Annotated in this window: 14 protein-coding genes; 9 read left to right on the forward strand and 5 right to left on the reverse strand. The window is 43.5% G+C overall.

The features are described 5' to 3' along the window. Window positions 1-14 precede the first annotated feature (14 nt). From mreC to F975_RS04745, 5 genes are all read left to right on the forward strand, one after another. On the forward strand, window positions 15-872 hold the full coding sequence (gene mreC, locus F975_RS04725) for a rod shape-determining protein MreC (RefSeq protein WP_004750885.1): 858 nt from the start codon (window positions 15-17) through the stop codon (window positions 870-872). Beyond that, a complete protein-coding gene (gene mreD, locus F975_RS04730) occupies window positions 859-1,350 on the forward strand; it encodes a rod shape-determining protein MreD (protein WP_004750886.1) in 492 nt (163 codons plus the stop codon). The genes mreC and mreD overlap by 14 nt, the downstream gene beginning before the upstream one ends. Beyond that, window positions 1,338-1,904 carry a Maf family nucleotide pyrophosphatase gene (locus F975_RS04735; protein ID WP_004750887.1) on the forward strand — a complete coding sequence of 189 codons (567 nt, stop codon included), beginning with the start codon at window positions 1,338-1,340 and terminating at the stop codon, window positions 1,902-1,904. Before mreD ends, F975_RS04735 begins: the two co-directional genes overlap by 13 nt. A gap of 38 nt (window positions 1,905-1,942) precedes the next feature. Beyond that, the gene (gene rng / locus F975_RS04740; protein WP_004750888.1) at window positions 1,943-3,397 is read left to right on the forward strand and encodes a ribonuclease G; all 1,455 of its coding nucleotides are present in this window, start codon (window positions 1,943-1,945) and stop codon (window positions 3,395-3,397) included. A 127-nt stretch (window positions 3,398-3,524) separates the two neighbouring features. Further along, on the forward strand, window positions 3,525-3,704 hold the full coding sequence (locus F975_RS04745) for a PA1571 family protein (RefSeq protein ID WP_004750889.1): 180 nt from the start codon (window positions 3,525-3,527) through the stop codon (window positions 3,702-3,704). A gap of 57 nt (window positions 3,705-3,761) precedes the next feature. Here the strand turns inward: F975_RS04745 and F975_RS04750 are convergent, their stop codons facing one another. Beyond that, window positions 3,762-5,159: a WS/DGAT/MGAT family O-acyltransferase gene (locus tag F975_RS04750; RefSeq protein ID WP_004750890.1), complete on the reverse strand. Its 1,398-nt coding sequence runs from the start codon at window positions 5,157-5,159 to the stop codon at window positions 3,762-3,764. Window positions 5,160-5,328: 169 nt separating this feature from the next. Beyond that, complete coding sequence (locus tag F975_RS04755) at window positions 5,329-6,066, reverse strand: phosphoadenylyl-sulfate reductase (RefSeq protein WP_004750891.1); 738 nt, start codon at window positions 6,064-6,066, stop codon at window positions 5,329-5,331. A 589-nt stretch (window positions 6,067-6,655) separates the two neighbouring features. On the opposite strand from F975_RS04755, the gene F975_RS04760 reads away from it, so the two are divergent. Beyond that, window positions 6,656-7,846 (forward strand): sugar transporter, encoded by a 1,191-nt coding sequence (locus F975_RS04760; RefSeq protein ID WP_004750892.1) that lies wholly within the window; start codon window positions 6,656-6,658, stop codon window positions 7,844-7,846. Here the strand turns inward: F975_RS04760 and F975_RS04765 are convergent, their stop codons facing one another. Next, complete coding sequence (locus F975_RS04765) at window positions 7,847-8,395, reverse strand: helix-turn-helix domain-containing protein (RefSeq protein WP_004750893.1); 549 nt, start codon at window positions 8,393-8,395, stop codon at window positions 7,847-7,849. A gap of 121 nt (window positions 8,396-8,516) precedes the next feature. Here F975_RS04765 and F975_RS04770 point away from each other — a divergent pair, with 121 nt between their 5' ends. Then, window positions 8,517-9,428: a DMT family transporter gene (locus tag F975_RS04770; RefSeq protein WP_004750894.1), complete on the forward strand. Its 912-nt coding sequence runs from the start codon at window positions 8,517-8,519 to the stop codon at window positions 9,426-9,428. 174 nt (window positions 9,429-9,602) lie between these two features. Here the strand turns inward: F975_RS04770 and F975_RS04775 are convergent, their stop codons facing one another. After that, window positions 9,603-10,235, reverse strand: a complete 633-nt coding sequence (locus F975_RS04775) for an arylesterase (RefSeq protein ID WP_004750895.1) — start codon at window positions 10,233-10,235, stop codon at window positions 9,603-9,605. 38 nt (window positions 10,236-10,273) lie between these two features. Here F975_RS04775 and F975_RS04780 point away from each other — a divergent pair, with 38 nt between their 5' ends. Together F975_RS04780 and F975_RS04785 are read left to right on the forward strand one after the other, a co-directional pair. Beyond that, window positions 10,274-10,963 carry an ABC transporter ATP-binding protein gene (locus tag F975_RS04780; protein WP_004750897.1) on the forward strand — a complete coding sequence of 230 codons (690 nt, stop codon included), beginning with the start codon at window positions 10,274-10,276 and terminating at the stop codon, window positions 10,961-10,963. Window positions 10,964-10,967: 4 nt separating this feature from the next. Next, entirely contained in the window at window positions 10,968-13,436 is a 2,469-nt protein-coding gene (locus F975_RS04785; RefSeq protein ID WP_004750899.1) for an ABC transporter permease, read from the forward strand. Here the strand turns inward: F975_RS04785 and F975_RS04790 are convergent. After that, a complete protein-coding gene (locus F975_RS04790) occupies window positions 13,433-14,245 on the reverse strand; it encodes a rhomboid family intramembrane serine protease (RefSeq protein ID WP_004750901.1) in 813 nt (270 codons plus the stop codon). The genes F975_RS04785 and F975_RS04790 overlap by 4 nt on opposite strands. Between the last annotated feature and the right edge of the window lie 12 nt (window positions 14,246-14,257).

A 14,257-nucleotide genomic window follows, 5' to 3' on the forward strand; every position in this document is an offset into this window, starting at 1 on the left:
AATAGGACAGGGCGGTGCAACCGAATATTTTTTCAAGACAACCGCCATCTTTTCGCTCATTCATTATTGCAGTCATTACGTGTTTGCTAGTGCTTTTCTTTGATTGGCGCATGCCTCATGTAGTGAAACCTGCTAGGGATGTCTTGTACGCAGCATATAACCCCATTTATGCGCTTGCAAGCTATCCAGTCATGTCGCGAGAGTGGCTGAATCAACAAACCAAGTCTGAAGAACAACTGCGTCGTGAAAATACTGCAATGCATGCCGAGTTGTTACAAGCGCAAGTACGTTTGCAAAAACTTTCTGAACTTTCAGCCGAAAACGCCCGTTTACGTGGTCTGCTCGACACGCCTTTAATTATTGATGGTCGTATGGCAATTGCTGAAGTCATCGGGACTGATGTAGATCCATTACGTCATATTATTGTGATTAACCGAGGTAAAGCCGACCGTCTTTATCTGGGACAAACGGTGTTGGATGACCACGGAATTATGGGGCAGATTATTAACGTCTACCCACATAGTGCGCGCGTGCTCCTATTGTCTGATAAAGAAAGCTCTCTATCCATCCGGATTGAGCGCACAGGTATGCGCGCAATTGTGTCGGGTACAGGTGATTCTGGAATCTTGCAAATGCAATATGTTCCAACCAGTGCAGATCTTGTTGTTGGAGATCGTGTCTATAGTTCAGGTTTGGGTGAGCATTTTCCAGCAGGGTATCTGGTGGGTACAGTGTCGAAAATTCAGCGACATAATTCCGGGGAATTTGCCCAGATTGATGTCACACCAGCAGGTCAACTTGCAGGCGGACATTATGTTGTGGTGCTGTTTTCTGACTCACTAGCGAAGGAGCAGCCTTATGCTAGTCGCTAATTATCGCCCTCAGAAACCTAGAGATCCATTTATCTGGATTGTGATTTCGACAGTGTTGGCATCTGTGCTGGTGGTTTATCCATTGGCATATGATGCGTCCGCATGGCGACCATGTATCATGCTGTTGGTGATGCTGTTTTGGGTACTGTGTCAGCCAACATGGTGCGGTGTGTGGTTTGCTTTTGGTCTGGGTATTTTTACGGACTTGCTGCTTGATGCACCGCTTGGGCAAAATGCGCTGATTTATGTGGTGATTACTTTTGCAGCACGTTACTTTATTCGTGAACGTCGAGTTCTCACTTTTCTGAATTTATGGATTATTGCGATTCTTGCGATTTTGGCTTATGTCATTTTTGTTTGGGTGACACAGGTGATGGCGGGTATTAACTATCCTGTCATGCGCCGTTGGCCACCATTAATCAGCAGTGTTTTTGCTTGGCCTGTGTTATATTATTGCTTGAAAAAATGGCGCGCTTGATTTTGGCTTCAAGCTCACCACGTCGTCGTGAGTTGCTTTTACAGCTTGGTTTACAATTTGAGGTATTTAGCCCTGAAATTGATGAAAGCATCTTGGAAGGTGAGTTAGCCTCTGAGTATGTTGCACGGCTCGCACAAGCTAAGGCTCAAGCAGTATTACACAAGTTTTCAGATGCAACCGTGATTGCTGCTGATACCAGTTTGTCTGTCGATCATGAAATTATCGGAAAACCTGAATCAAAAGCACATGCATTTAGCATTTGGCAAAAACTGTCAGGACGTTGTCATGATGTATTGACTGGTGTTTGCGTGGCAAATGCTCAACAGATTTTATATCAAGTGGTGCAGACTCAAGTCGAGTTTCAGCCACTTACGCCGAATGATATGGAAAATTATTGGGCTACAGGCGAGCCTGTGGGGAAAGCAGGTGCCTATGCCATACAAGGGCAGGCAGCGCAGTATATTCCCCGTATTGTAGGCAGTTACACCAATGTTGTTGGACTGCCGTTGCATGAAACAATCAAGCTATTAAAAGCGGTTAATGCATCAAACTGATCGCTTTACAAGAATTCTTATAATGTTTTGAGTTTATTATGTCAGATGAATTGCTGATTAATGTCACGCCGATGGAATGCCGCGTCGCATTAATTGAAAATGGAACAGTAAATGAGCTTTTTGTCGAACGTACGGTAAAACGTGGTTTGGTTGGCAATATCTATAAAGGCAAAGTCGTGCGTGTACTTCCTGGTATGCAGGCTGCTTTTGTCGATATTGGTTTATCGAGAACTGCATTTTTACATATTAACGATATGGTCTGGTCACGTAACCAGCCAACGCCCAATGTTTTTGATCTCCTTCAGCCTGGGCAAATCCTGACGGTTCAGGTGATGAAAGATATGCTGGGAACCAAAGGCGCACGCTTAAGTACCGATCTTTCAATTCCCTCGCGTTATTTGGTCTTAATGCCGTTTGGTAACCATATCGGAGTTTCTCAGCGTATTGAATCAGAACAAGAGCGTGATCGCTTGCGGACACTGATTGAAAAAATCCAGAAAGAGCATCAATTACCGGGTAGTGTGATTGTGAGAACTGCTGCTGAAGGAATTGATGAAGCCTCAATTGCACAGGATATGAATTATCTGGCAAAACTCTGGGAATATATCCAGCGCAAGCAAAAAAGTATTGCGGTGCCTTCCCTTATTTTTGAAGAATTGCCATTACATCAGCGTATTGTACGTGATTTGGCATCTGAATCGACCAGCAAGATTTGCATCGATTCACGAGAAATTCACGCAAAACTCAAAGATTTTATTGATGAGTTTATGCCAGAAATGCAAAGCCGCCTGATTCATTATCCAGGCGAGCGCCCGCTATTTGATCTTTACAATGTTGAAGAAGATATTCAAAAAGCCTTACAAACCCGCGTGGCATTGAAGTCTGGTGGCTACCTGATGATTGATCAGACTGAAGCCATGACGACCATTGATGTCAATACGGGGTCTTATGTGGGTGGACGCAGCCTTGAAGACACTGTATTCAAGACCAATATGGAAGCGACACAGGTGATTGCCCGCCAGTTACGCTTACGTAATTTGGGTGGCATTATTATTATTGACTTTATTGATATGCAAGAAGCGACGCATCGTGATGAAGTCATGAAACAGTTTGAGCGCATGCTTGAGCGTGATCATGCTAAAACCAAAATTACACAGGTTTCCGAGCTTGGTCTGGTTGAAATGACGCGTAAGCGTACCCGTGAATCACTTGAGCACTTGTTGTGTGAGTCATGTCCAACCTGTCAGGGACGTGGTTTTGTAAAAACAGCGGAAACGGTATGTTATGAAATTTTCCGTGAAATTTTACGCTATGCACGCGCTTATCAATCTCAGGCAGGATTTATGGTGGTTGCCAATCCATTAGTGATTGACAGATTGTTAACTGCCGAAGCGCCAGCAGTGGCAGATTTAGAGCACTTTATTAACCGAGTAATCAAATTTCAGGTGGAAAACCTCTATACGCAAGAGCAATACGATATCATTCTTAGTTGATTTTGTAACAGAATTTCGCATAAGCCTTGTTACAACTCGCTGTTTACTTTCATTGAACATTTCCCAATACTATAAACTTAAGTGAGTAGCCAAAGACCTTAGTCTTAGCCAGATGGGGAATTGAAATATGCATATGCGAGAAGATAACAATTTGACAAATAATACTCAAACGAACAAAGAACATCGTCCTGTTAAAAACGATTGTTATATGGTCGATGAACAGGGTAAAGAAGTCCAGATCACCACTTCAATGGTGCAAGATATTTGTATTAAATTGCTTGAGCAATGTCGTACAGTCAGAAGTTAAAATAAAAGGGCGAATCATACGCCCTTTTATTTGTGTTAGAAAATTCAAAAGTTGGATTTAACCAACGTGTTTTAAATGTGCTTTCTGCTCTTCAGAAAGATATTCCGTTCCAAGATGGCGTTCATAATTTTGAATTTCTTGTTCAAGAAGCATGAGTAAACTTTGTACTTTAGGTAAAGTATTACGGCATGCCACAATTCCCACTTCAAGTTTATCTAAATAACTCGTCAGCGTAATATTTAATGCCTGTCCATCAAAGACGACAGATGCAGGATACAACGCTTCTAGTTTCGCTCCATTCCAGTACAGTGGTTCACGTGGACCTGGAACGTTGGAAATCACGAGGTTAAATGCCTGATGCTTAGGCATCAGCCCAGAAATAATATTTAAACCCGCAGCGGCATATACAAATGCGCTATAGCCTAAAATTTGGTCTTGGGTCATGCGTTTAAAGCGGGTTTTGGCGTTACTGACGCTACGTGAAATAATTTTTGCCCGTTCAATCGGGTCACTGATATGCGTTGCCAGATTGGCAAGAATCATGGTGATGCGGTTGCTGGTATCAGAGTCATTATCTGAACGGATTGAGGTCGGTACCATTGCAATGAGGGGCTTGGCAGGCAGGCTGTTCAAGCTCATCAAGTATTCACGTAAAGCACCTGAGCAGACCGAAAGAATCACATCATTTAAGGTAATCTGTAAGGCTTTGGCAATATGACGGAAGCGCTGCAGGTTAAAAGATTGTGCTGCAAAACGTCGAGATGCACTGATACGCTGGTTTAAAATACAGGCAGGGGCCTGAAAGCTTGAGACGTAGTCAGGGTCATGGTGGCGGTCATATAGAGCTTGGGTTAGTTCATGATATACGCCAGGCACAATATTCATTTGTTGTTTTAAGTGAGTCAGCTTACTACTTAAGCGGCGAACGGGGTTTTTGTTTTCTTGTTGTGAGCGGCGCTTTTCAATACACCACGGCGGTACGATGCTGTGAATATTTGGATCTTTGGCAAAAGATTTTTCCATCAGACGCATACTGGCCACACCATCAACCATGGCATGATGAATTTTGAAGTACATCGCAAAGCGGTTACCTTCAATACCTTCAATGATAGTACATGTCCACAGTGGTTTGGCTCGGTCAATTAAAGCACCATGTTCTTGTGAAATGTAAATCAGCAACTCACGAATACGTCCAGGATGAGGCAGAGCAATATGTCGAAAGTGATGGTCAAGATCAAATTCGTCATCTTTATCCCAAAATAGGCCATTGAGGGTGTTGTTGAATGGTGCAACGGGCTTGCATTTTGAATTACGAATATCAGTAACCAAGTCCTGAATAAAGGTTGAAGGAGAATTCTTCGGAATTTGAAATAGAAACAATCCCCCTACATGCATAGGCTGCTGTCTTTTTTCTAAAGATAAAAAAATAAAGTCGATTGGGTGTAATGGTCGCATTACGATGTGCCTCACTGCCTATGCCTATTTATCCAGTATATGACTGATTGTCATTCTATTTTTGCTTGCTTTTGTTATAAGTATATACTGAAAAATCAGTCGTCTAAACTATCAGTATAAATAAATAACCACTGCAAAGCAGTGGTTATCTGTAAAAGTCTACAACAAATCATTTCTTCAAGTTGCCAGCATGCAAACCGCATTCTTTATGTGTAGCTTCTTCCCACCACCAACGACCTTCACGTTCGTGCTGGTTGGGTAACACAGCGCGTGTACAAGGTTCACAGCCGATGGATATAAAACCACGCTCATGTAGTGAGTTATATGGGATTTCCATCATGCGAATATAATTCCATACATCTGCACTTGACCAGTTGGCAAGCGGGTTGTATTTGATGAGTTGTTTGCCTGGGCCTGAAAAGCCTACATCGGCTTGAATCACTGGAATTTCATTACGTGTCCCTGGACTTTGGTCTTTGCGCTGACCTGTAATCCAGCCATCGAGTGTTGCCAGTTTTTTGCGAAGTGGTTGCACTTTACGCACACCACAGCATTCCTGATGCCCATCTGTAAAAAAGCTAAACATGCCTTTTTCAGTCACCAGTTTTTGTACAGCTTCAGATTCTGGGAAGCAGATTTCAATATCGATTTTATAAAATTTGCGAACGGCTTCTAAAAATTCATAGGTTTCTGGATGTAAGCGTCCTGTATCTAAGCTAAACACGCGAAATGGTTTGCGCAGGCGATAGGCCATATCAATCAGCACGACGTCTTCTGCACCTGAGAAGGAAATGGCAACTTCGCCCTGTTGGTTTAAAGCAAGCTCAAGAATTTCACTTGGTGATTTATCTGCATATTCGGCAGCAAGTGCATCAATCAGATCAATAGAGGGAATGGTGTCGGTCATGGTTATTCCTGGCTGTCAGCTTGGATGCTTATTAATAAGACAGAGATAAAGTCAAAATGAAATAAAGTAAAGCATAAAATCAGGAGATAAATAAAAGGTAAATACTTATAAGTAAAATCGATTTAAGTAATATCATCCAATTCGTCAGGTCTGGTGCTATGATCCTCAAATTTTGAACAACGAGCAATATGAGAAAAGATCGATAGAAATCATTCGCCTTGACCTGAATAGTGATTCATTTTGCTTGGAAGAAGCATATAACTTGTCATATTCCAAAGCATGGCATGTGGGTCATGTAACACTTAAATGGTTTAAAACTGCATGATTTATTATTGAATGTTTCAACAATATAATTTAGCAATTTTCAGATATTTATAAAGATGAAAAGTTAAAAGATATCGTGCATTGAGTGTCATCGCATACGATGCTGAACTAAAATGCGAAGGTGAAGAGCATCCGTGTCTTGTTCGTATTTTGCAAAAATCCAACTAAAATAATCGAAATTTTATTGAAATGACGCATACCATTTTTTACTGAGCAGTATAATCATGGCGTTGTTTTTCTTTCTCTCCCAAACTTTAAGATGGTTATGTCTATATCTACTCAACCAGCGCAGCAAGGAAGCTGGATTAGTGTGATTGCACTCGCTTTAGCCGCTTTTATTTTTAATACCACGGAATTTGTGCCTGTTGCATTGCTCAGTGATATTGCGCAAAGCTTTCAGATGCAGGCTGAACAGGTCGGCATTATGCTGACGATTTATGCATGGGTGGTGGCGCTGACTTCATTACCGATGATGCTAATGACCCGCAATATGGAGCGAAAGGCATTATTACTGTCGATTTTTTTACTGTTTATGATGAGTCATTTGCTGTCGAGTATTGCCAGTAATTTTACGATTCTTTTGATCAGCCGTATCGGAATTGCTTTTGCACATGCTATTTTCTGGTCAATTACCGCATCATTGGCGGTGCGTGTTGCCCCCGTAGGAAAAGGGGTGCAGGCACTTGGATTACTTTCTACAGGAACGGTACTGGCACTAGTACTGGGGATTCCATTTGGTCGGGTGATTGGTGAATGGTTTGGCTGGCGTAATACCTTTGCCCTGATTGCAGGCTTGGCGCTGTTGACCATGCTTATTCTTTGGACAACGCTACCTAAATTACCAAGTCAAAACTCGGGTTCATTGAGTAGTTTACCTGTCTTGCTCAAACGTCCTGCATTGCTCTTATTGTATCTTGCAACGATTGTGGTGATTACCGCGCAATTTACTGGTTATAGTTATATTGAACCTTTTACCTTGCATATTGCACATTTTCAATCGACACAAACCACGTCACTATTGTTGGTTTATGGTGGTTCAGGAATTTTGGCGTCAGTTTTGTTTAGCCGATTTAGTCGTAAATTACCAAAAACTTTTGTGATGGCATCTAGCCTGGGAATCAGTATCTCAATGTTGCTGTTGTTGCCATTGGCAACTCATGTGATGGGTTTAATGACGCTTACCGTATTTTGGGGGCTGGCAATTATGAGTTTTGGTCTGGCATTGCAGTCCAAAGTTTTGCAATTAGCCCCTGATGCCACAGATGTTGCCATGTCATTATTTTCAGGGCTGTATAATGTCGGAATTGGCGGCGGTGCGTTGCTCGGCAGCATCGTCAGTTTGCATTATGGTTTACAGTCGATTGGAATGATTGGTGGGGTTTTGGGCTTAATCGGTTGTGTGATCTGTTTTGTGATGATCAAACGACCTGATTTTATGCCAAAAGCACGACATTAATTAATAAGCAACTGTACGCGTAAAGAGTAACGGTTCAGTTCCCAAATTGGCATAGCTGTAGGGAACTGAGCTGGCATAGACAAAAGATGAACCCGCGTTGAGCTGATATTGCACACCATCTAGCGTCAGGGTCAATGAGCCTTGCACAATATATAGCAGTTCGCTCCAGCCTTCGGGATCGGCTTCTGCCTGATAAACATCACCACTGGCAAGTGACCATGTCCATAATTCAACCTGTTGCTGGGCAGGGGCAGAGCAGTGTAGCTCGGCAAAACTATTGCCATTTGTACTTTGCCAAGTTTTGACGCGATGAATATGTGGATTTTTTGCAGTAGGTGAGCTGACTAACTCGGCAAAAGAAACCTGTAAAACACTGGCAACCGCAGCCAGTTTGGTCAGGCTAATATTCATTTCGCCTGATTCCAAGCCTGCAATGGTACGCCGACTGACCCCAGACTGATCTGCCAATTGTTGCTGGCTGAGTTGGTGTTGTTCACGTAAGCGTTTCAGGTTGTCACTGACATATTCTAAAATTCCCTGTTGAGTCATGCATGAACACCATAAAACTGCAAATTAACCGTGGGGAAGATTAGCATATTTGTGCAATATATTGCGCACAAAACTTAATGATTATATGATGTGCAGTATATTGCACAATTTGTTCAAAATCATGCCTAAAACCTTTTTGCATACTTATGCGCCGCAGCTCTCCTTAATCTTGATCACTTTGATTTGGGGCAGTACATTTCTCATCGTCCAGCATGCATTGAGTGCCAGTTCGCCGATGTTTTTTGTGGGTTGCCGTTTTGCAGCAGCGGCGGGCATTATGACGGTATTGTCTTGGAAAGTACTGTCTGGCATATCGCGCTATGATGTTATCGCAGGTGGATGCATTGGGATCATGATTGCGATTGGCTACGGTGCACAAACCATTGGTCTGCAAACCATTTCGAGTAGCGAGTCTGCCTTTTTAACCGCGCTTTATGTCCCGATGGTCCCCATTTTACAGTTGTTGATCTTTAAAAAAGTACCCAAACCGATGATGTGGTGCGCAGCAGCTTTTGCATTTATTGGCTTAATTTTATTGACTGGAAATAATAGTTTTTCAAACATTCAGCTGAATGTGGGGCAAATGATCACTTTATTTGGTGCGATTGCGATCGCTATGGAAATTATTCTGATCGGTTACTTTGCAGGGCGGGTCAATACGCAATGCGTCACGGTTATTCAGTTATTGATTGCTTCAGTTTGTGCATTTGTCAGTATGCCAATGGTCGGGGAAGTGAGCATTCCACATTTTAGCTGGACCTTATTCTTTACGGTCACTGGATTAGGCCTTGCGAGTGCACTGATTCAGTTAACTATGAACTGGGCGCAACGTTCGGTTGACCCTTCACAAGCGGCGATTATTTATGCGGGTGAACCTGTCTGGGCGGGGGTCTTTGGGCGCTTGGCAGGTGAGCGCTTAGGGGCAATGGCATTGCTGGGTGGATTGTGTGTGGTTTTTGGAGTGATCTTAAGTGAAATGAAGTGGAACCGAAAAAAGAAGCCTTCTAAAGTTGCTTATGAAGATCACAGTTAATATAGCGAATCATTGAATTGAGTCCAAATTATTTCGCTATTAAAACCAATAGCTTCTTTCATCATTTTTACTCGCCGCTGTTCTCTCTAAGCAACATTGAAATTTGAAGCACAAGAGAAATCAAATCGACTGATGAGAGAACATCTATAGAGTATCCATGGCAATCTGTATTTTTTATTTAAGAGCAGATTGAATTAGTGGATAGGCATTATTCAGCAATATACTCTGTGCTTTTGCATTGGGGTGAACCAGATCTTTTTGCATGAGTTGATTATTGCCTGCAATGCCTTGCATGAAAAATGGCAATAACTGAACTTTGTATTGTTGGCTCACCGTACGGTAACTTTGTTCAAAGGCTTTACTGTATGCCGTGCCGTAATTGGGTGGAATTTTCATACCCAGTACAATCACCTTGGCATGAGCTTGCTGACTCAGTTGAATCATTTTTGCCAGATTTTGCTGTAACGTTTGCGGGGGTTGCCCACGTAAACCATCATTGCCACCCAGCTCCAAAACCACAACATCAGGGCGATGAGTTTTTAAGGCTAAAGGAAAACGTGCCAGCCCGCCTGAAGTGGTTTCGCCACTCACACTGGCATTGACCACGTTGTGTTTTTTCGGATACTGTTGTTCAAGACGTTTTTGTAATAAATGAACCCAGCCTTGTTCGGGGTTCAAACCATAACCAGCACTAATACTATCGCCATAGACCATCACAGTTTTTGCTGTTGCTGTATGTGTACCCAATATACCTGTGCCAATCAATGCAAGCACTGAAACATAGACCGCGTGTTTGTTATTTTGCATTTGGCTTGTCCTATGATTTTTTATGGATGTTTCGCATCATGCCACAACCGATTCTTCGCGCCCAGCATTTAAGCCAGCAAATTCAGGTTCAAAACAAAACCCTGCAAATCTTACAAGATATTCAGCTTGAAATTTTTGCAGGAGAGCAGGTTGCGATTACGGGGCGTTCGGGTTCAGGCAAATCAACTTTATTAGGTTTGTTGGCAACGCTGGATCAAGCCAGTTCGGGGCAGCTCTGGCTATGTGAGCAACCTGTACATGAGCTAAATGAAGAACAGCGGGCAAAATTGCGTTTGCAATACACAGGGTTTGTTTTCCAGTCTTTTCAGTTACTGAGTCATTTGTCAGCACTGGAAAATGTGCTGTTACCTTTGCGTTTACAACCCAATTTTCATTATGCCAGCGCGGTTGCCAAAGCTAAAAACCTGTTGCAACAGGTAGGTTTGGAACGTCAGATTGATCAGACACCGCAAGTGTTGTCGGGTGGAGAGCAGCAGCGTGTTGCGATTGCTCGGGCACTGGTGGCAGAACCGAAAATTATCTTTGCCGATGAACCTACTGGAAACTTAGATGAACAAACAGCGCAAGAAGTAGAGCAGCTGTTATTTCGCCTCAATCAGGACATGGGCGTAACGCTGGTACTGGTGACGCATGACATGAATCTGGCATCGCAATGTCAGCGGCATTTTATTTTGCATGATGGACAGCTTTGTGAACAACAGGGGTAAGCCTATGAATCATTTGATTAAACCCTTATTACAGCAGAGTTTTCGCAGTCAGGGTGTGTGGCTGCTGATCGTGGCTCTCAGTCTGGCGATTTCTGCCACAACTGCCTTGAAATTTAGTAATGGGCAAATTCAGCAAGCGATTTTATTGCAGGCAGCGCAATTGCTGGGTGGTGATATGGCGATCACAGATACCAAGCCGATTGCTGCCGAATATATCCAGCAGGCAAAACAACAGCAGTTGCAACAGGCTCAGGTGACGGTCTTTAGCAGTATGGCACATACGCAAGATCAGTTTGTGATGGTTACGGTCAAAGCCATTGATCAGACATTTCCGTTGCGAGGCAATTTACAAATTCGTCCTGCTACACGACAGATTCAGGCAGGAGAGGTCTGGCTGAGTCAACGTGCCCAAGACTTGTTGCACGTCAAACTGGGCGACGCGGTGTTTATTGCCGATGCTGAATTTAAATTTACAGGGCTGATTGTTCAGGATAGCAATCAGGAAACAGGCTTTTCGGGTTTCTCACCAACAGTGATGATTAATCAGCAAGATGTGGCACGCACACATGCCATTCAGGCGGGCAGTCGGATTGAATACCGCTTGTTACTGGCAGGTCAGCCTCAGACAGTACAGGATTATCAGCACTGGTTTAATTTAAAGAATCCACATGCCAGTGACTCACAGCGTGATCTTGCCAATGCCGATAATAATCTGCAATTACGTACGGCAAAACAGGGCAATACCCGTTTACTCAAACCGCTAGAAAATCTGGATACTTTCCTGCAACTCACCAATTTGCTGACGATTTTACTCTGTGGTGTTGCGATTGCCTTGTCGAGTCGCCGTTATGTACAACAAACTCAGGATCAGATTGCATTACTGCGTTGTCTAGGGGCCAGTCAGCGTCAAATCATGGGTGCAATTGCGATTTTACTCTTAATTGTCATGCTGATTGCTTCAGGCATTGGAGGTGTTCTAGGTGGGTCATTGGGTATCGGGTTATTACAACTGATGCTGCAATTTGTGCCGAGCCTTCAGATGCAAATTGAAGTGCTTAGCAGTATTTTACAGCCATTACCGATTGGTTTTTTAACCAGTGCCATCGTCTTGCTTGGGTTTATTTTCCCCAATATTTATCAGCTCTTGCGGACACCGCCAATTCGGGTGATTCGCCAAGTACCCGCTTTTGGGCGAGTTTATATTTGGACATTTTTGACAGGTCTAACCAGCCTGATTTTATTTAGTGTGTTGTTGACGCATGCGATTCAACTGACCTTGCTTGTGCTGCTGAGTGTTTGTGTCGTCGGGCTGTTGATGTATGGCATGTTATGGCTGGTTTTGCGTGAGATTAAACGCAGCCAAAGTAACTGGGCAATGTATGTGCGTGTACCATCGCAAACAGCGTTACAAATGACGGCGTTGGCACTTGGAATTAGCCTGATTTCGGTGCTGATGGTGCTGCGTACAGACTTGTTGTCCCGTTGGCAGCAGCAACTTCCAGCCAATACGCCGAATCAGTTTATTTATGGTTTGCCGCCGATGGACAAGCCAAGTTTTGAGCAACAACTGCAACGCTATGGCTGGGGAAATACGCTACTCTATCCAAATGTACGTGGACGCTTGATTGCACATAACGATCAGGCATTTACCCCACAGCAGATTGAACAAAATAACAGTTTACGCCGTGAACTTAATCTGACCCAGTCTGCAAGCTATCCTGCCGATAATGTTATTACGCAAGGCACAGCTCAACTGCAAAAAGTAGGGGATGTCTCTGTCGAAGAAAAAACTGCGCAAAGTTTGGGAATTCGGGTGGGTGATCGCTTAACTTTTGCATTGCCTGAAGGCGAACTGCATGCCAAAGTGGTGAATTTACGCCAGGTTGACTGGCAAAGTTTCAGTCCGAATTTTTTCTTTATTTTTGCACCGAAAACTTTGGATGAAAATGCAGGTAGCTACCTTGCCAGCTTGTATGTACCAGATCGAGACAAAGCTAAGTTATTACAGTTAATTCAGCAGCATAGTACGACAGTCTTTATTGATGTAGGCATGATTCTGGAGCAAATCAAACATCTGCTCAATGTCATGGTACAGATTGTCACTTTACTGGCAATTCTGGTGGCAGTTTCTGGGATTTTGGTGCTGCTGGCCTGTCTGAACTTGCTCATGGATGAACGCAAGAAAGAAGTAGCGTTAATGCGCGCTTTTGGTAGTTCTCAGGCACAAATCAAAAATATGTTGACCCGTGAATTTGCCATGATGGGGCTGCTATCGGGTTTGGTTGCCTGTTTGTTTGCCGAGGTGATTAGTGCGATTGCCAGTTCGAAGTTGCAGTTAAGTCTGCAACTTCATGTAGGTTTGTGGCTGAGTTTGCCTGTCGGTATGGCGATCTTGTGTGCGTTGGTCGGGCGTTATCGTCTAACTTATCTGACACGGATTAGCCCGTTAAAAAGTCTGCGTGAGCAAAGCTAGGCAGGCATATCAAACTGTTTCAGGATCAGGTGCCATAAGGGGAGTAAGCCTGCTTGGACAAGATGCTGACAGTACAGATAACTGGCGATTAACAGCATTATCCCAACGCTCAGCCCGAGCAAACTGCCAAGGGTATTACGTCCGTGAACGGTACAGCGATACCAGATCAGGCTTTGCACGACGCCCATGATTGCACCGCCCAAATGCGCGGCATTGTTAATGTTGGGAATCAGCATGCCCAAAGTGAGGTTGATTCCCATAATGAGCAACAAACTGCGTTTCACCAGGACAAAAGGCACATTGGGCAGGTTAGGAAATAATGACAATACAGTCAGGGCACTGCCCAAGCCCATAATTGCGCCCGACGCACCTGCATTGACGCTCGGTAGCAGGGCAGTATTGGCGGTTTCTAAGTACAAATAACTATGATGAATATTTAACCAGCTACTGAGCAAGCTGCCTGCTAAACCACAGCAAATATATATGCCTAGAAAATAAAAACGTCCGAAAATCTGCTCGGCAAGACTGCCAAAAATATACAGCGCCCACATGTTGAGTGCCAAATGCAGAAAACCAAAATGAAAAAACATGCTGGTAAATAACCGCACAGGCTCAGACAAAAAGGTCAATGGTGCAAAGTCTGCTCCCCAAGCCAGTGCAGCATCAATGCTTGGTTGACTTGGATTGACACCGACTGCAATTTGCCATAAATATAACCCAACATTGATACTGATTAAGGTGGCTGTAATCCACCAAAGTTGAACATCAAGGTTGCTGCGATAAAACGGAGGCTGTTGCATCTCAGACATGGTATGCTGTGT

The sequence above is a fragment of the Acinetobacter brisouisimilis genome (assembly GCF_000368265.1).
Classification (GTDB): domain Bacteria; phylum Pseudomonadota; class Gammaproteobacteria; order Pseudomonadales; family Moraxellaceae; genus Acinetobacter.

What these genes read in the sequence shown, in the direction of transcription:
- F975_RS04755 (WP_004750891.1), bottom strand. Translation starts at nt 6,066, where the DNA reads ATGACCGACACCATTCCCTCTATTGATCTGATTGATGCACTTGCTGCC.
- F975_RS04745 (WP_004750889.1), top strand. Translation starts at nt 3,525, where the DNA reads ATGCATATGCGAGAAGATAACAATTTGACAAATAATACTCAAACGAAC.
- F975_RS04760 (WP_004750892.1), top strand. Translation starts at nt 6,656, where the DNA reads ATGTCTATATCTACTCAACCAGCGCAGCAAGGAAGCTGGATTAGTGTG.
- F975_RS04770 (WP_004750894.1), top strand. Translation starts at nt 8,517, where the DNA reads ATGCCTAAAACCTTTTTGCATACTTATGCGCCGCAGCTCTCCTTAATC.
- F975_RS04735 (WP_004750887.1), top strand. Translation starts at nt 1,338, where the DNA reads ATGGCGCGCTTGATTTTGGCTTCAAGCTCACCACGTCGTCGTGAGTTG.
- F975_RS04765 (WP_004750893.1), bottom strand. Translation starts at nt 8,395, where the DNA reads ATGACTCAACAGGGAATTTTAGAATATGTCAGTGACAACCTGAAACGC.
- rng (WP_004750888.1), top strand. Translation starts at nt 1,943, where the DNA reads ATGTCAGATGAATTGCTGATTAATGTCACGCCGATGGAATGCCGCGTC.
- F975_RS04790 (WP_004750901.1), bottom strand. Translation starts at nt 14,245, where the DNA reads ATGTCTGAGATGCAACAGCCTCCGTTTTATCGCAGCAACCTTGATGTT.
- F975_RS04750 (WP_004750890.1), bottom strand. Translation starts at nt 5,159, where the DNA reads ATGCGACCATTACACCCAATCGACTTTATTTTTTTATCTTTAGAAAAA.
- mreD (WP_004750886.1), top strand. Translation starts at nt 859, where the DNA reads ATGCTAGTCGCTAATTATCGCCCTCAGAAACCTAGAGATCCATTTATC.
- F975_RS04775 (WP_004750895.1), bottom strand. Translation starts at nt 10,235, where the DNA reads ATGCAAAATAACAAACACGCGGTCTATGTTTCAGTGCTTGCATTGATT.
- F975_RS04780 (WP_004750897.1), top strand. Translation starts at nt 10,274, where the DNA reads ATGCCACAACCGATTCTTCGCGCCCAGCATTTAAGCCAGCAAATTCAG.
- F975_RS04785 (WP_004750899.1), top strand. Translation starts at nt 10,968, where the DNA reads ATGAATCATTTGATTAAACCCTTATTACAGCAGAGTTTTCGCAGTCAG.